The organism is Hydrogenophaga sp. (assembly GCF_019264445.1).
Taxonomy (GTDB): Bacteria; Pseudomonadota; Gammaproteobacteria; order Burkholderiales; family Burkholderiaceae_C; genus Hydrogenophaga.
Map to the genome: position 1 here is coordinate 150,783 of NZ_JAHVAB010000081.1, position 20,430 is coordinate 171,212.

24 protein-coding genes are annotated in these 20,430 nt (G+C 67.2%); 8 read left to right on the forward strand and 16 right to left on the reverse strand.

Annotation, left to right across the window (positions count from 1 at the left end):
- Positions 1–101: 101 nt before the first annotated feature.
- On the forward strand, positions 102–431 hold the full coding sequence (locus tag KXJ60_RS18995; protein WP_291131478.1) for a hypothetical protein: 330 nt from the start codon (positions 102–104) through the stop codon (positions 429–431).
- A 94-nt stretch (positions 432–525) separates the two neighbouring features.
- On the opposite strand, the gene KXJ60_RS19000 is transcribed toward KXJ60_RS18995, so the two are convergent.
- The 4 genes from KXJ60_RS19000 to KXJ60_RS19015 form a co-directional block, all read right to left on the reverse strand.
- Complete coding sequence (locus KXJ60_RS19000) at positions 526–837, reverse strand: hypothetical protein (protein WP_291131479.1); 312 nt, start codon at positions 835–837, stop codon at positions 526–528.
- A gap of 338 nt (positions 838–1,175) precedes the next feature.
- A complete protein-coding gene (locus KXJ60_RS19005) occupies positions 1,176–1,613 on the reverse strand; it encodes a hypothetical protein (protein WP_291131481.1) in 438 nt (145 codons plus the stop codon).
- 324 nt (positions 1,614–1,937) lie between these two features.
- Positions 1,938–2,555: a class I SAM-dependent methyltransferase gene (locus KXJ60_RS19010; RefSeq protein ID WP_291131482.1), complete on the reverse strand. Its 618-nt coding sequence runs from the start codon at positions 2,553–2,555 to the stop codon at positions 1,938–1,940.
- Positions 2,552–2,995, reverse strand: a complete 444-nt coding sequence (locus KXJ60_RS19015; protein ID WP_291131484.1) for a MarR family transcriptional regulator — start codon at positions 2,993–2,995, stop codon at positions 2,552–2,554. Before KXJ60_RS19015 ends, KXJ60_RS19010 begins: the two co-directional genes overlap by 4 nt.
- Positions 2,996–3,069: 74 nt before the next feature.
- On the opposite strand from KXJ60_RS19015, the gene KXJ60_RS19020 reads away from it, so the two are divergent.
- A complete protein-coding gene (locus tag KXJ60_RS19020; protein WP_291131486.1) occupies positions 3,070–3,876 on the forward strand; it encodes a siderophore-interacting protein in 807 nt (268 codons plus the stop codon).
- Between the two features lie 16 nt (positions 3,877–3,892).
- Here the strand turns inward: KXJ60_RS19020 and KXJ60_RS19025 are convergent, their stop codons facing one another.
- A complete protein-coding gene (locus KXJ60_RS19025) occupies positions 3,893–5,455 on the reverse strand; it encodes an acyl-CoA synthetase (RefSeq protein ID WP_291131488.1) in 1,563 nt (520 codons plus the stop codon).
- A gap of 121 nt (positions 5,456–5,576) precedes the next feature.
- On the opposite strand from KXJ60_RS19025, the gene KXJ60_RS19030 reads away from it, so the two are divergent.
- The 3 genes from KXJ60_RS19030 (at position 5,577) to KXJ60_RS19040 (ending at position 8,144) form a co-directional block, all read left to right on the forward strand.
- Positions 5,577–6,383: an ABC transporter permease gene (locus KXJ60_RS19030; protein WP_291131490.1), complete on the forward strand. Its 807-nt coding sequence runs from the start codon at positions 5,577–5,579 to the stop codon at positions 6,381–6,383.
- A 7-nt stretch (positions 6,384–6,390) separates the two neighbouring features.
- Positions 6,391–7,401 carry an MlaD family protein gene (locus tag KXJ60_RS19035; protein ID WP_291131492.1) on the forward strand — a complete coding sequence of 337 codons (1,011 nt, stop codon included), beginning with the start codon at positions 6,391–6,393 and terminating at the stop codon, positions 7,399–7,401.
- Between the two features lie 170 nt (positions 7,402–7,571).
- Positions 7,572–8,144 carry a hypothetical protein gene (locus KXJ60_RS19040; protein ID WP_291131494.1) on the forward strand — a complete coding sequence of 191 codons (573 nt, stop codon included), beginning with the start codon at positions 7,572–7,574 and terminating at the stop codon, positions 8,142–8,144.
- On the opposite strand, the gene KXJ60_RS19045 is transcribed toward KXJ60_RS19040, so the two are convergent.
- Positions 8,145–9,122 carry a tripartite tricarboxylate transporter substrate binding protein gene (locus tag KXJ60_RS19045; protein WP_291131496.1) on the reverse strand — a complete coding sequence of 326 codons (978 nt, stop codon included), beginning with the start codon at positions 9,120–9,122 and terminating at the stop codon, positions 8,145–8,147. It abuts the gene before it with no gap.
- Positions 9,123–9,165: 43 nt separating this feature from the next.
- The gene (locus KXJ60_RS19050; protein ID WP_291131498.1) at positions 9,166–10,038 is read right to left on the reverse strand and encodes a fumarylacetoacetate hydrolase family protein; all 873 of its coding nucleotides are present in this window, start codon (positions 10,036–10,038) and stop codon (positions 9,166–9,168) included.
- 157 nt (positions 10,039–10,195) lie between these two features.
- Here KXJ60_RS19050 and KXJ60_RS19055 point away from each other — a divergent pair, with 157 nt between their 5' ends.
- A complete protein-coding gene (locus KXJ60_RS19055; protein WP_291131500.1) occupies positions 10,196–10,867 on the forward strand; it encodes a FadR/GntR family transcriptional regulator in 672 nt (223 codons plus the stop codon).
- 12 nt (positions 10,868–10,879) lie between these two features.
- Here KXJ60_RS19055 and KXJ60_RS19060 read toward each other — a convergent pair whose 3' ends face one another.
- Positions 10,880–11,794, reverse strand: a complete 915-nt coding sequence (locus KXJ60_RS19060; RefSeq protein WP_291131502.1) for an AEC family transporter — start codon at positions 11,792–11,794, stop codon at positions 10,880–10,882.
- Positions 11,795–11,951: 157 nt separating this feature from the next.
- Here KXJ60_RS19060 and KXJ60_RS19065 point away from each other — a divergent pair, with 157 nt between their 5' ends.
- Positions 11,952–12,929, forward strand: coding sequence for a tripartite tricarboxylate transporter substrate binding protein BugE (locus KXJ60_RS19065; RefSeq protein ID WP_291131503.1), 978 nt, complete (start codon positions 11,952–11,954; stop codon positions 12,927–12,929).
- Positions 12,929–13,846 (forward strand): site-specific tyrosine recombinase XerD, encoded by a 918-nt coding sequence (gene xerD, locus KXJ60_RS19070; RefSeq protein WP_291131504.1) that lies wholly within the window; start codon positions 12,929–12,931, stop codon positions 13,844–13,846. Before KXJ60_RS19065 ends, xerD begins: the two co-directional genes overlap by 1 nt.
- Before the next feature lie 19 nt (positions 13,847–13,865).
- Here the strand turns inward: xerD and msrA are convergent, their stop codons facing one another.
- The 8 genes from msrA to KXJ60_RS19110 all read right to left on the reverse strand — a co-directional run.
- Positions 13,866–14,474 carry a peptide-methionine (S)-S-oxide reductase MsrA gene (gene msrA, locus KXJ60_RS19075; RefSeq protein ID WP_291131506.1) on the reverse strand — a complete coding sequence of 203 codons (609 nt, stop codon included), beginning with the start codon at positions 14,472–14,474 and terminating at the stop codon, positions 13,866–13,868.
- Positions 14,471–14,953, reverse strand: a complete 483-nt coding sequence (gene msrB, locus KXJ60_RS19080; RefSeq protein WP_291131507.1) for a peptide-methionine (R)-S-oxide reductase MsrB — start codon at positions 14,951–14,953, stop codon at positions 14,471–14,473. Before msrB ends, msrA begins: the two co-directional genes overlap by 4 nt.
- Positions 14,954–15,065: 112 nt before the next feature.
- Positions 15,066–15,647, reverse strand: a complete 582-nt coding sequence (locus tag KXJ60_RS19085) for a DUF1439 domain-containing protein (protein ID WP_291131509.1) — start codon at positions 15,645–15,647, stop codon at positions 15,066–15,068.
- A gap of 51 nt (positions 15,648–15,698) precedes the next feature.
- Positions 15,699–15,956, reverse strand: a complete 258-nt coding sequence (locus KXJ60_RS19090; protein ID WP_291131511.1) for a DUF3297 family protein — start codon at positions 15,954–15,956, stop codon at positions 15,699–15,701.
- A gap of 30 nt (positions 15,957–15,986) precedes the next feature.
- Positions 15,987–16,700: a YebC/PmpR family DNA-binding transcriptional regulator gene (locus KXJ60_RS19095; protein WP_291131513.1), complete on the reverse strand. Its 714-nt coding sequence runs from the start codon at positions 16,698–16,700 to the stop codon at positions 15,987–15,989.
- Between the two features lie 36 nt (positions 16,701–16,736).
- The gene (locus KXJ60_RS19100; RefSeq protein WP_291131515.1) at positions 16,737–17,663 is read right to left on the reverse strand and encodes an SdiA-regulated domain-containing protein; all 927 of its coding nucleotides are present in this window, start codon (positions 17,661–17,663) and stop codon (positions 16,737–16,739) included.
- A gap of 2 nt (positions 17,664–17,665) precedes the next feature.
- Positions 17,666–18,361 (reverse strand): ligase-associated DNA damage response endonuclease PdeM, encoded by a 696-nt coding sequence (gene pdeM / locus KXJ60_RS19105; RefSeq protein ID WP_291131517.1) that lies wholly within the window; start codon positions 18,359–18,361, stop codon positions 17,666–17,668.
- Positions 18,354–20,430: ligase-associated DNA damage response DEXH box helicase (locus tag KXJ60_RS19110; protein WP_291131519.1), on the reverse strand; the 2,077-nt coding region annotated here is incomplete at its 5' end. The genes pdeM and KXJ60_RS19110, both read right to left, overlap by 8 nt.

The window sequence follows — 20,430 nt, forward strand, 5'->3', positions numbered from 1 at the left end:
CCAGAAGCGGCCGCTCGATGAAATCCTAGACGCACCTGCTGCTCGTTGTCAGATTCGATTGTTGGCCTGTAGCCCGTGGCGATACTTTCACCAAGAAGAACATGCTGTCCTCACTCTCATTGTCTGGCGCGGCCGCAATCCTCCTGCACATTCCGATGCTTGGCATTATCTTGATGGTGGTAGTACTCGCCACGGGCGACAGTCATCTTCGACAATTTGCTCGTGGCCCAGCCGTCTTGTTGTTGGCGTACTTGGTGACCGTCGCGCTGGTATGGTCATCGGGCCTTTGGGGAGGCTGGTTCGGTGCTGGGTTTTGGTTACTTATCTTGCTGTTTGCAGTACCTTTGCCGCTGTTCTTCGTCGTGCTGGTCATGTTCCTTAAGAGCCATGGCATGGCGAAGATTCTTCGAAATGGCGCGAGCAGTACTTAGCTATTTCTGGATGAATCGAGGTGTTGCGTCAAACTTCCGCTTAGGGCCCGTTGCAGACGTACATATAAACGTTGATTAGTTGAAGTCTGGACGATCATTTCCCTGTTCTCGATGGCGTAATGGTGTTTAGAACATCAAATGCGAATTGAGTAAATTCTGCGCCTGAGCCTATTCGTGGAAGTTGCTCGCACTGGGCTGCGATTTCCCACATGGTATTACCTTGTCTGCGCGGCTTCGTGAAGGCAATCAAGAAATTCCGCCGAACCGCCAGTACCTCTTGGGTCTGCAGGTCGTAAATGAGCAGTTCACCGCCAGAAATGCCATGCTCACGGTCCCGCGCTCGAGCAATGCCACGCCAGGTGTAGCCATATCGGGCGGTTATGGCGGGAATGCCGATCACCTGCATGGGAGTGGCCTCCTTGAGATGTGTGGTCACTCTGCCGTTTTGATCAAGCGCAGGAACCCGTGTGAATCCAAACAACCGGATGTATGGCGCACGAATGTCTGCCTGCCACTTCACATCTCGACGGGGGTATTCGACGAATTGGTAGTTATATATAGGAGGCTGCACAAACCGCATTCCATGCATCTTCAAGCTATCTCCATCCAACCTGAATATCCGTTGAATCCACGGCATCTCCAATGCATACGGCAGAGTCAGAGGGTCGTCATGTTTCGCCGACGCCGGTGAGGGGCTGCCCTGCGGCCGCGCAAAGTAAAGGCCCTCCACGTTGGGCACGGTCCTCACGATCCATTGCCCTGCTTCGGTGCTGCACAGGTGCGCGCAGTGACGTAGCCGAGATAGATGTGGGTCATGTCGTTGGTGTGCGCAGCGTAGCTGACTTCCAGGCCGCCGCCCCCGGAGTAGGGCTTCGCACTGCGGCTGACAACCGTGAGTGTGTCGCCACAGGCCTCTGCAAGGGCCTTGTGTCGGCCCTCCAGAGTCACCTCCGCTACGTTCGCCCACTTGCTCTCGGGCACTTCATAGAAGTCCACGCTGACGATGATTTCGGCCTTGAGTTTGTCTGAATACCACCGCAGCGTTCTGTCCTTGGAGACCGGAACTTGTCGCCAGTCCGCCGATAGGCTAAGCAGGAACTCGTTGTAGTCGTAGGGGTGAAGTTCCTCCGAAGCCACTTGGGGAGCCAGTGCGGGGAGGCTGAAGGAGTAGCTGAACTTCATCGTGCGTTGTGATGGATTCGAAAGTCTGGTTCTGGCCGAAAACACCATGCTAGCTCAGGCTGTACCGGGACCGTAGCGGAAGTTCAGCTACTCTGTGCTTCGTATCTCAAGGAATACAGAGCCAACCATGAAGCGTCATGGGACTACGCGGAGATTCGGCTCACCAGGCCAACAACAGCTAGCCCCTGCCGACCTGATTCGGCTAACCCATGCAAACTACCGCAGTGAATGCTTTATAGAAGCTCTTGGGACGTCCGCTGATGGCCGATAGCAGGCATGCTAGCTGAGGTCTGCCTTGGGCCCCCGACTAAACGCAAACCCAAGCTACGCTCCAGCCGGCGTCCGCCTCAACGCCAGAAAACTCCAACTAACATCCACGCGCCCCAGCATGTCCTCACGCTCGGCCCTGTGGCTGCAGCTCAACCCATGCACGGCTGCCAGGCTAATGGTTTCCTCGGCCGAGACGTCAAACATTCTTCTGCCTTCGGGGATCGGGCCGTGTCGAAGCGACATGAAGACCTGGCCGTTGTCGGCCGTCAGTTCGGTGATGGCCTGCATGGCCATCTCCCGTTCTTGTAGGTCCAGGTGCATCCACACGGCGGTGAGCAGGACGACATCGAAGCGTCGCTGGGCCTCCCGCAACACCTTCAGGTGGGGCAGATGGTCGTCAACCCATTCGATGGGCAGTGCGCCATGCAGGCGCTGCCCTTCGTGGCGCAGTTCGGTGGTGGGCTCCACCGCCACCACGTGGTGACCCAGCCGGGCGAGCGCTGCGGCATCGCGGCCTGAACCGGCGCCGATGTCCACCACCGAGGCGGGCTGTGCCGGGAACAGGTGGATGAGGTCGCGGTAGACCTCGGCGAAGGTGATGCTTTCGTATTGAGCCGCCAGGGCGTTTGCGTTCGCGCCGTAGCCGGCTGCGCCGGGGACTTGTGCGGTCACGCGGCGTCCTCGCCCACGTTGTCCTGCAGCCGGCCCAGCAGGGCGAGCAGGGTGGAGCGCTCGGTGTCGCTCAGGCCGGCGGTCATGGTTTTTTCAAACCGCACGCGGTGCTGGTGCAGCTTGCGGTGCAGCGCCTGGCCCTGGGCGGTCACGCTCACGCGCTGGCTGCGTCCGTCGTTCGGGTCGGGCTGGCTTTGCAGCAGGCCGCGCTCGTGCAGGGCTTTGACGATGCGGGCGATTTGCGCCTTGTCGCGCCCGGCGTGCTGCACCAGCTCGCTTTGCGTGGCGCCGCCGTGCCGCATGAAGTAACCCAGGCAACGGATCTCCATGGGCCCCAGGCCTTCGCCGTCCGCGCGCGCGGCCTCCTGAACGTGCCGGCGCAGGCCGTGCATGAGGGCGTGGATGCGGTCGAGCACGTCGGTGTTGGCTTGTCGGGTCATCGTGGGCAGGTTAATTGGTTGACACTGTCATCCAGTCGTGACATGATGGTTGTCATTATCAACCAAATGGCAACATGAACACATCAACGACTTCCCTGGCTGTGGAGCGCGTGCGCCACACCCTTCTGGTGCGCCGGCTGCGGGTGCAGCGCATCGAACCGGTGAGCGCGCATTTTCTGTGCGTGCGCTTCGCTGGCGACGCCTTGCGCGATTTCGTCAGCGCCTCGTTTGACGACCACACCAAGCTCATGCTCCCGGCGCAGCCCGGCCTGCCGCTGGTGTTGCCCGAGCCCGGCCCGGACGGCATGGCCTTGCCGCCGGGCGCCGACAAACCCGCCATGCGCGACTACACACCGCGCCGCTTTGACCGCGCCGCAGGCACGCTCGACATTGAGTTCGTGCTGCACGGCGAAGGCGTCGCGTCGAGCTGGGCGCAGGCCGCCAGGCCGGGCGACGAGGTGGGCCTGGGCGGTCCGCGGGGTTCGTTTGTGGTGCCCACCGGGTTTGACTGGCACCTGCTGATCGGCGACGAGACCGCCTTGCCCGCCATTGCGCGGCGGCTGGAAGAGTTGCCCGAGACCGCGCAGGCGATCACCGTGATCGAGACACAAGACCCGGCCGACCGCCGCGCGCTGGCGTCTCGCGCGCGGCTGCAAACGCACTGGGTGCAGACCGGTGCCACCGACGCACTGGCCCAGGCCGTGGCGGGCCTGCGGCTGCCGGCAGGCGAGGGCTTTGCGTGGGCGGGTGGGGAAGCCGCCAGCATCGCCGCGGCACGGCAAGCGCTGGTAAACCGCCACGGGCTGGACAAGGCGCGCGTGCGCGCCTCGGCCTACTGGAAGCGCGGCAGCGTGGGGCACCACGGGGCCATTGAAGATTGAGCTCCAGGACTGAGCTTCAGCCCGTGTAGCGCTGGCGCAGTTCGCGCTTGAGCAGCTTGCCGCTGGGGTTCTTGGGCAGGCTGTCGGTGAACAGCACGCGCTTGGGCGCCTTGAAGGCGGCCATGTGGCGGTTGCAGTGGTCGATCACCTCGGCCTCGGTCAGCGTGTGCCCGGCCTTGACGACGATCACCGCCGTGACCGCCTCCACCCACTTCGCATCCGGCAGGCCGACCACCGCCACCTCGCTCACGGCGGGCAGGCGGTAGACCATTTCTTCCACCTCGCGGCTGGCCACGTTTTCACCGCCAGTCTTGATCATGTCCTTCTTGCGGTCGACCACGGTGATGTAGCCCTCGGCGTCGATCACCGCCAGGTCGCCGCTGTGGAACCAGTCGCCGTCAAACGCGGCCTGGGTGCGTTCGGGGTCGTTGAAGTAGCCCAGCATGAGGTGCGGCGAGCGGTGCACGATTTCGCCCACCTCGCCCACGGCCACGTCTTGCATGGTGTCGGTGACCACGCGGGTTTCCACGTTGAGCACGGCCTTGCCGCACGAGCCGGGTTTGCGCAGCTGGTCGTCGGGGCCGAGCATGGTGGCCAGCGGGGCAATTTCGGTCTGGCCGTAGAGGTTCCACAGCCGCACGGCGGGCAGGCGCGAGGCCAGTTCCTTGAGCACCTCCACCGGCATGATGGACGCGCCGTAGTAGCCCTTGGCCAGGCTCTTGAGCTTGGTGGCGTCGAACGCGGGCGAGCGCAGCAGGGCGATCCACACCGTGGGCGGTGCGAAGAAGCTGGTGATCTGGAATTTTTCGATGAGCGCAATGAGGTGTTCGGGCACAGGCTTGGCAGTGATCACGTTGCTGCTGCCGATGTAGATGGCGGGGCCGAAGAACACGTCGAGCTGGGCGCAGTGGTAGAGCGGCAGCGCGTGCAGGGCGTGGTCGTGTTCGGCAATTTCAGCGTTCACCACGCAGCTCACGTACTGCCACAGCACCGCGTCGTGGGTGAGCATGGCGCCCTTGGGTGTGGACTCGGTGCCGCTGGTGTAGACGATTTGCGCCAGGTCGAAGCTGCCCAGCGTCACCTCGGGCAAGGGGTCGGTGCAGGCGGCGAGTTCATCGAAGCGGTGCATGCCCGGCACGGGCTCGCTCGGGTCTTCGGATGGCAGCCACACGTACTGGCGCACCTGCGTGTCCAGCGCTGCTGCGGTGCGGGCCAGCTCGGCCAGTCCGCTGTCGGTGGCGAGCGTTTTCGCGCCCGCATGCCGCTGGATGTAGGCCACCTCGTCGGCCTTGAGCATGAAGTTGATGGGCACCATCACTGCGCCGCGGCGGGCGAGCGCGAAGCGCAGCGCGGCAAAGCCATGCGAGTTGCGCGCCAGCACCGCCACCTTGTCGCCCTGCGCCACGCCGATGCCGGCCAGCCCGGCCGCCAGCCGCGTGACGAGCGCGTTGAACTCGGCGTAGGTCCATTGCGTGGTGCCGCACACCACCGCCGATTTCTGGGGGAGGCGCTGGGCCGTGCGGTGCAGTGCGTCGGCAATGGTTTGTCGGCGCACCACGGGGTGTAGGGCAGCGTGCATGGGTGGTCTCCTCATGGCAAATGGGCTCGGCGGATTCTGGCCGCTGCGGCGTCTGCATGCTGTCACATTTGCAGGCTCCCAAGGGGATGGCCGCGCGCAGGCCCACGGCTATCATCGGCCGATGCAACCCGTGAACGCCGCACACGACACGCTGGTCCGCTGGGCCCGTGGCGCGCGTGCGAGCTGGGACGCCTGGTGGCACACGCTGTTGGTAGGCGCGCAGATTCTGGTGCTGGCGCTCTCGCCGGCGAGCTACCGCGCCGGCGCGCACCGCCATGCGGTGCTCAGCAGCGTGTACCGCGCCACCGCGCCTTTGCTCACCTGGTTCATGGTGCTCTCTGCGCTGGTGAGCCTGGTGCTGATCCGCATCGTCGTGGCCACCGCGTACAGCTACGGGCTGTCGCAGTACGCGCTGGAGGTGCTGGTGCGCACGCTGGTGCTCGAACTCATTCCGCTGTATGTGGCGCTGTTTGTGGCCGCGCGCTACGCCATGCCGGGCGCGCAAGAGGTGCGCAAGCACCTGGCGCTGCAGCAGCGCGAAGGCGTGTTGCCGCAGCGCCAGGCCTTGCTGGTGGACCAGCTGTTGCCGCGCGCGCTGGGCAGCCTGTTTTCGGTGCAGCTGCTCGCGGCCCTGAGCTCGGTGGTGGCGCTGGTGCTCACCTACCTCACCGTGTACGGCTTTTCGCCCTGGGGCTTCCCGGGCTACACGCGCGCTGTGGGCGGTGTGTTCACGCCGGCGGTCACGCTGATCTTTGGCCTCAAGACGCTGTTCTTCGGGCTGGCGGTGGCGGTGGTGCCGCTGGCCGCCGCTGCGCAGCCCGACCGCCTGGGCCGCTACACGCGGCGCAGCGACATGAGCGAGTTCGCGCGCCTGTTTTCCGTGGTGCTGCTGATCGAGGTCGTCTCGCTGGTCGGCAACTACTATTGACGAACCCATGAATCCGACGCCTGCACCGCCTCCGTCGCCCGACGCACCGCCCGTGAAAAACCTGGAGTTCAAGGCCGGCCTGCTGCTCATGCTCATGGCCGTCTTGCTGGTGGGCTCGGCGGCTTACATCCTGTATGCGCGGGGCGTGCTGGAGCCCACGCAGCGGCTGGTGCTCATTTCCGACGATTCCGAAGGCGTGGTGGTGGGCATGGACATCACCTTCGCCGGCTTTGCCATTGGCCGCGTGGCGCGCATCGAGCTGGGCGACGACGGCAATGCGCGCATCCTGGTCGACGTGCCGCGCAAGGACGCCAAGTGGCTGCGCACCTCCAGCATCTTCACGATGGAGCGCGGGCTGGTGGGTGGCACGCGCATTCGCGCTTACAGCGGCGTGCTCGAAGACCCGCCGCTGCCGCCCGGCGCCGAGCGCCAGGTGCTGCGGGGCGACACCGCGGCCGAAATTCCGAAGCTGGCCGCCAGCATGCGCGAGGTGCTCGACAACCTGGCCGCCCTCACGGCCGCCGACGGCGCTGTGGCCGGCACCCTGGGTGGCGTGCAGGTGGCCACTGAGCGGCTCAAAGGCCCGCACGGTGGGCTGGGTGTGCTCATGGGCAACGACGACGATGCCAAAAAACTCGTACTCACCATCGACCGCACCAACGCGCTGCTGCTGCGCGCCGACGCTGTGGCCAGGCGGCTGGACAGCCTGGCCGCCAACGCCGACCGCCAGGTGTTTGGCCAGGGCGCTGCGCCCGGTGAGGCGGGCCTGGTGGGCGATGCGCGCGCCACGGTGCAGCAGCTCAACGGCCTGCTGGCCGAAACGCGCACCAGCCTGAAAAAGGTGGACGCCGTGCTGGTGGAGGTGCAGGGCATTGCCGGCAACACGCGCGAGGCCACGAGCGACCTGGGGTATCTGCGTGGCGAGGTCGAGTCCAGCCTGCGCAAGGTGGACAGCATGATCAACGACATCAACCGCAAGTGGCCTTTCAAGAGCGACCCGGAGATCAAGCTGCCATGAAGAGGCCCACCCCTGCGCCGGTCCCTTCGGTCCCGTCACCCCCTCAAGGGGGCAGCACCTGCGGCCCGGCGAAGCCGGTTCTGCGGTGCTTCTGGACGGGCGTTTCGATTCTCGTGGCGGGCCTGGCGCTCGCAGCCTGTTCCAGTGCGCCGCCGGCGCCCGAATGGCAGATGAACGCCAAGGGCAGTGCCGAGCGCGCGGCCGACGCCTGGCTGGCGGGGGACGCGCGCGTGGAGGCGGCGGAATGGGCCCGCGTGCGCGCCGAGCTCACCCGCACCGGGCGGTCCGACCTGCTGGCGCGTGCGGAGCTGCTGCGCTGCGCCACGCGGGTGGCCGCGCTGGTGTTTGAACCCTGCGCAGGCTTCGAGGCGCTGGCGCAAGACGCTGCGCCCGCCGAGCTGGCCTATTCGCGCTACCTCGCCGGTGCCAGCCAGCCTGGCGACGCAGCGCTGTTGCCCGAGGCCGCGCGCGCGGTGGTGGCCACTGGTTCGCCCGAAGCGGTGCTGGCCGGTTTGAAAGATCCGCTGTCGCGCCTGGTGGCAGCCGGCGTGTTGCTGCGCAGCGGGCGCGCCACACCGGCCGTGCTGGCGCAGGCGGTGGACACCGCCTCTGCCCAGGGCTGGCGCCGGCCGCTGGGCGCCTGGCTCACGCTGCAGCAGCAGCGCGCGCAGGCCGCAGGCGCCACTGACGAGGCCGCGCGCCTGCAACGGCGCATCGACCTCGTGCTGGGCACCTCGCGCTGATCAGTTGACCTTGCCGATCTTCTGCACCACGGCCGACATGGCCTTGGCGTCGGCCTGCACGAACTTGTCGAAGTCCGCCGCGTCCTGAAACTGGAACGAGGTGCCGGCGGTGGTCATCACCTGCACCGTGCGCGGGTCCTGCGCGGCCGCGCGCGCGGCTTCGCGCAGCTTGTTCACCACCGCGGCCGGCGTGCCGGCCGGCACGAAGATGCCCGACCACTGCGAGTAGCTGATCGGCACGCCGAGTTCCTTGAAGCTGGGCACGTCGGGCAGCAGCGCCAGGCGTCCTTCACCCCAGTGCGCCAGCGCGCGCAGCTTGCCCGCCTTGATCTGCCCCACCGCGCTCGCCGGGCCGGTGGCCACCGCATCGACCTGGCCGCTGAGCATGCCCAGAATGGCCGGGCCGGCGCCCGTGTAGGGCACGTGCAGCAAGTAGCTGCTGGTGGCGGCCTTGAGCTGTTCCATGGGCACGTGCATGGTGCCGTAGTTGCCCGACGAACCAAACGTGATCTGGCCGGGGTTGGCCTTGGCGTGGGCGATGAACTCGGCGTAGGTCTTCCAGGGGCTGTCGGCGCGCACCACGAGCACCGTGGGGTCGGCCGTCATGCGGGCCACGGGGATGAGCTGGTTCAGTTCGAACATCGGCGCGCGGCCCAGGATCTTGTCCGCTTCGGGCAGCACCACGATGGACGACAGCGCCATGAGCACGTTGTAGCCATCGGGTGCGGCCTTGGCCACCTGCGCCATGCCGATGCCGCCGCCCGCGCCCGCACGGTTGACCACCACCACCGGCTGGTTCAGGTGGCGCGCCATGGCTTCGGCCACCGGGCGGCCCACCACGTCGGCCACGCCGCCGGGCGGGAAGGGCACCACCATGGTCACGGGCTTGCTGGGGTAGGCGTCCTGTGCGTGGGCGGCGCCCACCGTGGCGGCCAGTGCGAGGGCCAGGCTGCACAGCTGCAATGCGGTTCGGTTCATCGTTGTCTCCTGTCGTTGTGGGTGGTGAAGGCCGCGCGGGCGATCAGACGAAGCGGTTCTGCAGCGTGCCGATGCCATCGATCTCGATGCGCACCACGTCGCCGGTTTTCAGGAAGGTGGGCGGCGTCATGCCCAGGCCCACACCGGCGGGCGTGCCGGTGGCGATCACGTCGCCGGGGTAGAGCGTGATGCCGCGCGAGATCGTTTCGATCAGTGTGGGGATGTCGAAGATCAGGTCTTCGGTGCGGCCGTCCTGGCGCGGCTGGTCATTGACCCAGCAGCGCACGCGCGTGTGCTGACCATCGAGCTCGTCGGCCGTGACGATCCACGGCCCCATGGGACAGAAGGTGTCGAAGCTCTTGCCCATGTCCCATTGCTGGTGGCGCATCTGCACGTCGCGAGCGGTCACGTCGTTGACGATGGTGTAACCGTAGATGTGCTTCATGGCGTCGGCCTTGGCGATGTTCTTGCCGCCGGTGCCGATGACCACGGCGAGTTCGGCCTCGTAGTCGATCTGCGGCGAGATGTCATCGCCCGGCAGCAGCACGTCGGCGCGGTCGGCCACCACGCACTCGGGCACCTTGGTGAACACGATGGGCCACACGGCGGGGTTGCTGTTGTTGTTCTTGAACACCGAGCCCTGCAGCTCCTTGGCGTGCTCGTGGTAGTTGCGGCCCACGCACCAGAGGTTGCGCCGGGGCAGCGGCAGCGGGGCCTCCAGCGTCACGTCGGCCAGCGGGAGCGCCGCGCCGGCGGCAGCGGGCAGCGGCTGGCCCTGGGCCGCGCCTTCAATGATCGGCAGCACGCCGCGCTGGGCCACCGCCGCGTCCAGCGCGAGCGGGGTGACGGTCTGGCCGTCCGGTGAAACGATGCCGACCCGGCGTTGACCCTGATGAACGAAAGTGGCGAGGCGCACGCAAACTCCTTGTTGAAACTGTCCAGATGAAGTACCAAAAAATACCAATTGGTACCAGGTGGTTGATCGTAGGGCAGAGGAGCGGTTTGCGGACTGGGGAAATCACTGAGTGCCGGTGAATGCCGTCGATTGGTCTGCTTTGGTACAGTCTTCAGCCATGAGCTTGTCCACCCCGCTTCGCGATGCCATCCTCGACCGCTTGCAGTCCGGCCACTGGCGCGCAGGCGACCGCCTGCCCACCGAGCGCGAGCTCTCGGAGCGCTTTGGCGTGAGCCGCACCACGGTGCGCAAGGCGCTGCTGGAGCTCAAGCAGCAAGGGCTGATCGAGCAGACCGTGGGCAGTGGCACCTTCGTGGCCGAGCAGGTGGGCGCCAGCCTGGGCCGCCGTGTGCAGCAGGACTCGTCACAACACACCAGCCCGGCCGAGCTGATGGAGGCGCGCCTGGCCATGGAGCCGGCCATCATCGACATGGCGATCCGCAACGCCAACCAGGCCGACCTGCAGCGTATGGACGCCTGCTGCGCCAACGCCGAGAGCGCTCAGACGCTGGAAGATTTCGAGCATTGGGACGCCGAGCTGCACCAGGCGATTGCCGACGCAGCGCACAACAGCTTTGTGGTCAACGTGTTCACCCTGATGAAGACGGTGCGCGCGCAGGGCGACTGGGGGCAGCTCAAGAAAAAGAGCGTGACGCCCGAGCGGCGGCTCGCGTACCAGCGGGAACACCGCGCCATCGTGGACGCCCTGCGCGACAGGGATGCCGCGCGCGCCCGTGAGCTGACCCTGGCGCATCTGCTGCATGTGCGGCAGAACTTGCTGGGGTACTAGGCTGCAGGCACCTCAGGGCAGGTTGCTGAGCACGCCCAGTGCAAACGGCAGGCTCACCATGCCCAGCAAGGTGGAAAGCGTCACCAGCCCGGCCACATACGGGCCGTTGTAGCCCATGCGCGCGGCCAGCACGTAGCAGCTCGATGCCGTGGGCACGGCCGAAAACGTGAGCAGCACCGCGGTTTGCAGCGGGTCGAGCTGGAACAGCCGGGCCAGCAGGAAGGCCATCACGGGCACCACCGCGTGCTTGAGCGCCAGCACGGCCACCGCCAGCGCCTTGGCCGAGGCCATGGACGCGAACTGCATGCCCGCGCCCGCGGCCATGAGCCCCAGCGCCAGCGATGCCTGCCCGATGCGGTTGACCGTGGGCTCCAGCCAGACGGGCATGGAGAAGCCCAGCAGGTTGGCCACCAGGCCTGAGGCCGTGGCCACGATCAGCGGGTTGCGGACCAACTCGCGCGCAAAGCCCCGGTTGGCGTGGCGCGCCATCGGCCACACCGCACCGATGTTGAAGATCGGCACACAAAAGCCAATGATCACCGCCACCAGCAGCAGCCCCTGCGGGCCGGCCACGCGGTCGGCCAGCGCAAGCAGGATGAACGAGTTGAAGCGAAACGCCACCTGCGCACTGGCGGCGTGCAGCCGCACGTCGATGCGCTTGCCCAGCCACGGCCAGTGCGGCAGCGAGTACGACAGCGCGATGGCGCACACGGCCAGCGAGATGGCCGCGCCCACCAGGCTGGACGCCGCAGAAAGATCGAGCGGGCTCTTGACGATGCTGTGGAACAGCAGCACCGGGAAAAGGAAGTAGTAGACGAGGCTCTCGACCTGTTCCCACACCGTGCGGTTGAGCTTGGTGAAGCGGCAGACGAGGTAGCCGCAGAGGATGAGGGAGAAATCCGGGAAGAGCAGTTGGGCGAAATTCACCGTGCGAGCATAGCCGCTGGAGGGAGCGGCTTTCGGGTTAATACGTATGTAGTCTCCCCATGTTCATGCACCCCCACCCCGTCTACAGTGCGGTGCTGGTAGGGGTATGCTGCGACCCCTTTATTCTTTCGATGTTTCAACGCAAGGAGTACATGTCATGGTTTCTCGTCGTCAGATGGTGGCGCTCGGTCTGGTGACCGCTTCGGTGGCTGCGGCCGGTGGTGCGTGGGCGCAGGCCTACCCCAACAAGATCATCAAACTGCAGGTGCCCTTCGCGCCCGGCGGCACCACCGACATCATTGCGCGTGTCATGTCCGACTCCCTGGGCAAGGCCCTGGGCCAGAGCATGGTGGTGGAAAACAAGGCCGGTGGCGGCGGTGTGGTGGGTGCCACCGAACTGGCGCGCACACCAGCCGACGGCTACGTGCTGGGCATGGCCACGGTGTCGACCACGGCGGCCAACCCGGCCATCAACGACAAGATTCCGTACAACACGCTCACGGACTTCACGCCCATCGTCAACATCGCGGCCACGCCCAACGTGATCGCGGTGCACCCCAGCTTCCCGGCCAAAGACTACAAGTCCTTTGTGGCCGAGCTCAAGAAGAACCCCGGCAAGTACAGCTACGCCAGCTCGGGCACCGGCGGCATTGGCCACCTGCAGACCGAGCTGTTCAAGAGCCTGACCAACACCTTCATCACCCACATTCCGTACCGTGGCGCGGGCCCTGCGCTCAACGACACCGTGGGTGGCCAGGTGCCGATCATTTTTGACAACCTGCCTTCGGCCCTGCCGCACATCAAGTCCGGCCGCCTGGTGGCCATCGTGGTGGCCGCGCCGCAGCGCCTGGCCGTGCTGCCCGACATCCCGACCTTCAAGGAAGTGGGCCTGGAGCCGGTGAACCGCATGGCGTATTACGGCCTGATCGGCCCGAAGGGCTTGCCGCAGGACGTGGTGGACAAGGTCTACAACGCCACCAAGCAGGCCCTGACCGACCCGGCCGTGAAGAAGCGCATTGAAGACACCGGCTCGCTGATCGTGGGCAACACGCCCGCCGAATTCACCGCGCAGATCAAGGCCGAGTTCGAGGTTTACAAGGAAGTGGTCGTCAAGCAGAAGCTCAAGCTGGAGTGATGGACCCGGCCCTGGCGTCGGCCAGCGAAGGCCTCGCCGGGGCCTTCGTGGACAGCCTCTGGCTGGAAGAAGGCCTCTCGCGCAACACGCTCGATGCCTACCGGCGCGATCTTGTGCTGCTCGGCCAGTGGCTGGCCGGGCGTGGCAAGACGCTGCCCGAGACGCAGGAAGCCGACCTCAACGCGTATTTCAGCGAACGCCACGCCCAGACGCGCGCCACCACCGCCAACCGGCGGCTCACGGTGTTCAAGCGCTACTTCCGCTGGGCGCTGCGCGAACGCTTCATCCACACCGACCCCACGCTTCGCCTGGTGCCCGCGCGCCAGCCGCTGCGCGTGCCCAAGACGATGTCGGAGGCGCAGGTCGAGGCGCTGCTGAATGCGCCGGACGTGGGCACGCCGCTGGGTCTGCGCGACCGCTGCATGCTGGAGCTGATCTACGCCAGCGGCCTGCGCGTGAGCGAGCTCGTCACGCTCAAGACCTGGCATATGGGCATGAACGAGCACGTGCTGCGCATCACCGGCAAGGGCAACAAGGAGCGCCTGGTGCCCTTCGGGCAACTGGCGGGCCAATGGCTGCAGCGCTACCTGGCGCAGGCGCGTGGCGAGATCCTCAATGGCCTGCAGAGCGAAGACCTGTTCGTCACCTCGCGCGGTTCGCGGGCGGGCGAGGCCATGACGCGGGCGATGTTCTGGCAGCTGGTGAAGAAGTACGCGCAGCAGGCGGGCATCACCTCACCGCTGTCGCCGCACACCTTGCGCCACGCGTTTGCCACCCACCTGCTCAACCACGGCGCCGACTTGCGCGCAGTGCAGATGCTGCTGGGCCATGCCGACATTTCCACCACCACGATCTACACCCACGTGGCGCGCGAACGCCTCAAGACCATCGTGGCGCAGCACCACCCGCGCGGCTAGTGCGCCAGGCGAACAAGCGCTACGGCTTGCCCCAGAGCTGTTCGAGGCGCGCATCGCGCCCGCAGCTGGTACGGTAGTACTTGTAGCGAATCGGGTTCTTCAGGTAGTAGTCCTGGTGGTAGTCCTCGGCCGCGTAAAACGGCCCCGCGATCACGATCTCGGTGACGATGGGCTCCTTGAACGGCTTGCTCTTTTCGAGCGCCTGCAGCGAGCGCCGCGCGGTCTCCAGCTGGGTGGCGTCGTGCGCAAAGATCGCCGTGCGGTACGGGTTGCCGCTGTCGCAGAACTGGCGGTCTTTGGTGGTGGGGTCGATGGTGCGCCAGAACTTTTCCACCAGCGTGGCGTAGCTCACCTTGGCCGGGTCGAACACGATTTCCACCGCCTCCGCGTGGCCCGTGCTCTTGCGCGAGACCTGCTGGTACGTGGGGTTGGCCACGGTGCCACCGATGTAGCCCGAGGTGGTGGATACCACGCCGGGCACCTTGTCGAAGTCGGCCTCCACACACCAGAAGCAGCCGCCGGCAAAGGTGGCCTTGGCGGTGGCTTGAGCGTGGGCGGGCAGGGCGCCGGTGGCGAGCAGCAGCGCCAGCAGCGGGGCCAGACGGCCGGGCAAACGGCGCGCCATCATGCCGCCGCCGGCGCAAAGCGCAGCGCCACCCCGTTGTTGCAGTAGCGCTGGCCGCTGGGCTTGGGGCCGTCGTTGAACACGTGGCCCTGGTGGCCGTCGCAGCGCACGCAGTGGTACTCGGTGCGCGGCAGGATCAGCTTGTAGTCGGTCTTGGTGCCGACCGCCCCCGGCAGGGGCGTGTGAAAGCTGGGCCAGCCGGTGCCGCTCTCGTATTTGGTGTCGGACGCAAACAGCGGCAGGTCGCAGCCCGCGCAGTGGTAGGTGCCTTTGCGCTTCTCGGCGTTCAGCGGGCTGGTGCCGGCGCGCTCGGTGCCTTCGTTGCGCAGCACCTCGTATTGGGCTGGCGTGAGGCGCTTCTTCCACTCGGCAGCAGGCAGTTTCCAGGGGTCGGTGGCGGCGGTGGCGCTGGCCACAGGCGCAGCGGCCTGGGCGCCGAGGCCGAAGAAGGCGAGCAGTTTCACGGTGAGGCGTCGGTTCATGGTGGTGGGCTTCATGCGTATGGGTCGGGCTGGACGGCACAACCTTACAAGGCTCCCCGTGGGAGTCGGGTGCGCCGCGCAAGTTCAGTTCGGTGGCGGACGCCCGGGAGCGCTAGAGCGGCTTGAGCACGAGGCCCACCACGAGGCCGGTTTTCGTCACCGTGATGGCGCCGGGCTGCATGCCCATGGCGTCCACGGCGCGCAGGTCTTGCGCCGTGAGTTCGTGCACCACCACCTCGCGCAGCGACTGGTCGGCCAGCGTGGGGGCGTAGAGGTTGATCATTTCGGTGGCGCGCGCAGGCAGGGTGGGGAAGGTCAGGCGCGCCAGTCGCAGTTGGTGGGCGCGCAGGGTGCGGTCGCTGGGTTCGTAGCGCAAGGCAAAGTCCACGTCGAAGCTGCCCTGGTGCACCCGGTTGAGCGCCGGCCCGGCGGCCGCCACGGCCATTTCGGCGCGCAGGCGGTTCTGCTCGGGCAGCAGGTGCAGGCGCGGGGTTTGCAGGTCCAGGTCCAGCAGGCCCTGCACGGGGTAACGGCGCGGAAAGCGTTGGGCCAGTGCCTGCTGCATTTGTGCCAGCGACACCGGGTAGCCCTTGGGCTGCTCGGGGCGGTCTTCGGTGTCGGTGCCGGCGGCCAGCCCCATGGCGGGGCCGCCCATGGCCAGGGGGAGGGAGATAAGGAGGGTTCTGCGTCGCATGGTGGTCTCTTTCGAGCCGATTCTGCGCGGCAGGTTCGCGGCGAAACGTCTCTATTTGTAGAACGCTTCGACGGTGCCCTTGAGCTGGATGAGCAGCGGGTTGCCCTTGCGGTCCAGCGTCTTGCCCGAAGGCACCTTCACCCAGCCTTCGCTGATGCAGTACTCGGTGACGTCAAAGCGCTCCTTGCCGTTGAGGCGGATGCCGATGTCGTGCTCGAACACGGCCGCCACGTGGTGCGGGCTGCGCGGGTCGATGGACAGGTGGTCGGGCAGGGGTGGGCGGGAGGGGGATGCGGTCGTGTCGTTCATGGGTGAATTGTCGGCCAGTTCGGGGCGCGTTCAGCCGCCCAGGCCGGCAAACACGTTCTGCACGTCTTCGTTGGCGTCGAGTGCGGCGAGGAAGGTTTCCACCTCTTCCAGCTGCTCGGCGTTGAGGCTGCCGGGGTCGACCGGGTTCTTCGGCAGGTAGCCCAGCCGCGACGACAACACGGTGAAGCCCTGCGCAGGCAGGGCTCGGCTCACGAGGTCGAGGTCGGTCGGGTCGGTCTGGAACAGCGTCACGCCGTCTTCGTCTCCGGGCTGGAAGTCCTGTGCGCCGGCTTCGATGGCGGCGAGCTCGGGGTCGGCGCCCGCGGTGCTGGCTTCGGCTTCGATCAGGCCGACGTGGTTGAAGTCCCACGACACGCTGCCCGAGGTGCCCAGCTGCCCCTTGCGGAACAGCACGCGCATGTCGGAGGCGGCGCGGTTCACGTTGTCGGTGAGGCACTCCACCATGACCGGCACGCGGTGCGGCGCAAAGCCTTCGTAGATCACGTGTTCGAAGTGCACCGCTTCACCGGTGAGGCCCGCGCCCTTCTTGATGGCACGGTCCAGCGTGTCCTTGGGCATGGAGACCTTGCGCGCCTGCTCCACCACCAGCCGCAGCCGCGCGTTGGAGGCCGGGTCGGCGCCGTGGCGCGCGGCGATCATGATGTCTTTGGCCAGCTTGCCGAACAGCCGGCCCTTGGCGTTGGCGGCGAGGTCTTTGTGCTTGGCTTTCCACTGTGCACCCATGGTGATGGTCTTTCGTGAGGTTGAGTTGGGAACAGCCTAGAGGCCAGACGTGGCGGTGCGGCGTTCGAAGCGGTAAAACAGGTTGGGCTCGGAGAGCACGTACAGCGCGCCATCGGGGCCCACGGCCAGGCCTTCGGGCTGGGGCACCTTGCGCTGCAGGCCGTTGAAGCCGCGCCACAGGGGCAGCACGCTGATGGGCTGCCCGTCGGGCGCGTATTCCACCACCAGGGCGGACTCGTCGCTGAGCAGCAGCAGGTGGCCGGTGGGTTCGTGCAGCGTGAGCGAGGAGAGGTCGCTCATGAACAGCGAGGCGGCGTCGGACGACTTCCATTCGCTGATGTCGATGTTGAAGCCGGCGGAAGTGTTGAACACGTCCAGCCCGCGAACCACGAGCACGCGCAGGGGCATCTTTTCTTTCACCACAAACAGGCGGTTCTGTTCGCTGTCCCACGAGACGCCCTCAAAGCCGCTGTTGTGCACAGCGTCGATGTTCACGCCCAGGCTGGGCTTGCCGGCCACCGACACGCGCGTGGTCTGTGGCCCGATCTGCAGCCAGACCATGCTGTGGCTGTCTTCGTCGGAGATGACGTAGGTGTCGCCCTGCACGTAGGTGATGCCCTCGGGGTCTTTCGCGCCTTCGAGCTCGATGGTGCGCAGCAGGCGCCCGTCGGTGGTGAGCTCGGCAATTTGTGGCGGGCGGTTGATCACGGTGAAGAGCGTGCCGGTCTCGGTGTTGAACGTGAGTCCCGAGGCGTTGCGCGAGAGGCCTTCGATGGCCAGACCTTCCACCGTCACCTCGTACCCGGGCAGCCAGAGCGAGGCGTCTTTCCACTGCGCGGCGTTCAGGGTGGTGCTGAGCCAGTAGTAGCCGAGTGCCAGCACCTTGAAGTACCAGAAAATCAGGATGCCGATGCCGATCAGCGCGGTCCAGAGACAGGGTTTGCAGAGTGTGACGCGGGCCATGCTCAGGAGTGTAGGGGGCGGCCGCGGCGCGGGCTCCGGCGCGCGGTCGGGGCGGTGGCGCCGATGTCGAGCAGGTGCCCTGCCAGGCAGCCATAGCGGGCCTGTGCGCGCTCCACGAGCTGGCCGCCGGTGAACAGCGAGAAGGCGGGCAGCACGAGTTGCTGTTCGACCAGCGCGAAGGCAGGAAAGCGGCCGCGAAAGCCCGGCACGCGCACCACCGGATGCACGTGGCCGCAGATGGCCAGGCGGGCACCGTGTGGCAGGTCGGTGCACGGGGCGTGGGCGAACACAAACGGCCCGTCCTGCACGCGTTCGCCTTGCAGCTGTATGCCCAGCGCGGCGTGGGTCGCCGCGCGGTCGTGGTTGCCCTCGATCAGCCGCATGTCCATGCCCGCGTGCCGCGCCCGAAACGCCTGCCACGCTTGCGTCCACTGGGTGTCGATGTGCCGGCCGTGCAGCAAGTCACCGAGGTACCACACAGACTCGGCGCCGCTGCGCGCGATCAGGGCCGTGAGCCGGTCCAGGTCCTGGTGCGCGCCGCCGGTGGGCAGCGCAATGCCGGCGGCGCGAAAGGCATCGTCCTTGCCCAGGTGCACATCGGCCACCAGCAGGCGGCGGCGCGCGGGCCAGTAGAGGGCGCGATCGGCGAAGAGGCGCACCGGCTCGCCGGCCAGCACGATGTCGAGCGCATCATCCATGGCGGGCCTGCAACTGTTCGGCCGCGCGGCGCACGCGCTGCGACCAGTCTTCGGTGCTGAGCTCGCCGCGCACGGTTTCGGCCCACAGCGGGAACGACAAGGGCGTGAGGGTGCGTGGGTGGTGCAGGTCCAGGCGCCGCGCGGCGCACCGCGCCAGCGTGGCGGCCAGGGCCTGCACATCCATCTGCGCGTCCAGCACCTCGCGCGCGGCCTGCGCCAGCAGCAGGTGCTGCGGGTCGTAGCGCTGCAGCACGTCAAACAGCAAGCCGCTGGACGCCTGCAGCTGGCGCTGGCTGCGCTGCGCCGCGCCGGGTAACGAGGGCGTGAGCATGCCGGCCACGCGGGCGATGTCGCGGAACTGCCTGCGTGCCATTTCCGTGAGGTTCATGCCGGCCTGCAGGTCTTCCATCAGCGCATGCGGTGCCAGCAAGCGCTGGATCAGTTCAGCGTCGACCGGGGCGGGCGTTTGCGAGGTGAGCACGAAGCCGTAGTCGTTCACGGCGTACACGAAGGTGTTGGGCGCATGCCTGGCCCAGCGCAGCGCGAACAGCGCCGCCATGCCCTCGTGCACGGTGCGCCCGGCAAACGGATACACGAACAGCGAGCCGCCGCGCCGCGTCTGCACCGATTCCACCAGCAAGGTGTGTGGTGTGGGCAAGGCCGAGTCGCGGGCCTGCAGGTCGAGCAGCGGCGCGAGGGCGCGCAGCTCGGGCTCGTCGCGCGGGCCCGAAAGCGCCGCCTCCACCGCCGCGCCCAGCTCGGTCGACAGCGGCATGCGCCCACCCTGCCAGCGCGGCACGGTGGCGCTCACCCCTTTGGCCGTGCGCACATAGGCCGTCATCTGGTCCACCGTCACCAGCTCCAGTGTGCGCCCGGCGAACTGGAAACGGTCGCGCGGCTTGAGCCGGCTGATGAAGCTTTCTTCCACGCTGCCCAGCGACGCGCCGCGCAGAAAGCGCACTTGCATGGCGCCGTCGGCGGTGATGGTGCCGATGGAGAGGCGGTGGCGCAGGGCCACGCGCCGGTCGGTGACGCGGACCAGGCCGTCGGCGTCGCGCACGGTGCGGTGAAAGTCGGGGTACTGCGCCAGGGCTTGCCCGCCGCGTTCGATGAACTGCATCACACCCGCCCACTGGTCGTCGCTCAGCGCGGCGAAGGCGTGTGTGCCGCGCACCTCGGCGAGCAGGCGCGCAGGCTCGAACCCGCCGCCCAGGGCCAGGGTGATGCAGTGCTGCGAGAGCACGTCCAGCGAAAGCACCAAGGGCTTGCGCGCTTCGATGTGCTCTGCGGCCACGGCGCGCCGCGCGGCGGCGTACTCCACCAGCTCCAGTGCGTGCGTGGGCACGCAGTGGATCACGCCGGGGGCGCCGGGGCGGTGGTGGGCGCGGCCGGCCCGCTGCAGCAGGCGGGCGATGCCTTTGGGGCTGCCGATCTGCAGCACCAGGTCCACCGCGGGAAAGTCCACGCCCAGGTCCAGGCTGGAGGTGGCCACCACGCAGCGCACGCGGCCGTCGCGCAGGCCCTGCTCGGCCTCCAGGCGCAGCGCCGTCTCCAGCGAGCCGTGGTGCAGGGCCAGCGTCTCGGGCGCCTCCAGCCAGATCGACGAGAGGGCGCGGTGCCACAGCTCGGCCTGGGCCCGCGTGTTGGTGAACAGGATGGCCGTGCGCGCCCCTGCGATCAGCTGCATGACCCGGTCGATCTGCGAAAGGCCCAGGTGGCCCGCCCACGAGAACCGCTCGCCCGCCGCAGGCATGAGGGTTTTGAGGGTGAGGCGGCGGCGCGGTGCGTTGCGCACCAGCGGTGCATCGGGCCGGTGGGGCAGCAGCACCGCGCGGGCTTCCTCCAGGTTGCCAATGGTGGCCGAGAGCCCCCAGGTGACGGCCTGGGGTGCGAGCGAGCGAATGCGCGCCAGGGTCAGCTGCAGCAGCACGCCGCGCTTGTTGCCCAGCAGTTCGTGCCACTCGTCCACCACCACGCCGCGCAGGCCGGTGAGTTGCGCCGCCGTCTCGGGGTACGACAGCAGCAGCGAGAGCGACTCGGGTGTGATCACCAGCACCTCGGCCTGGCCC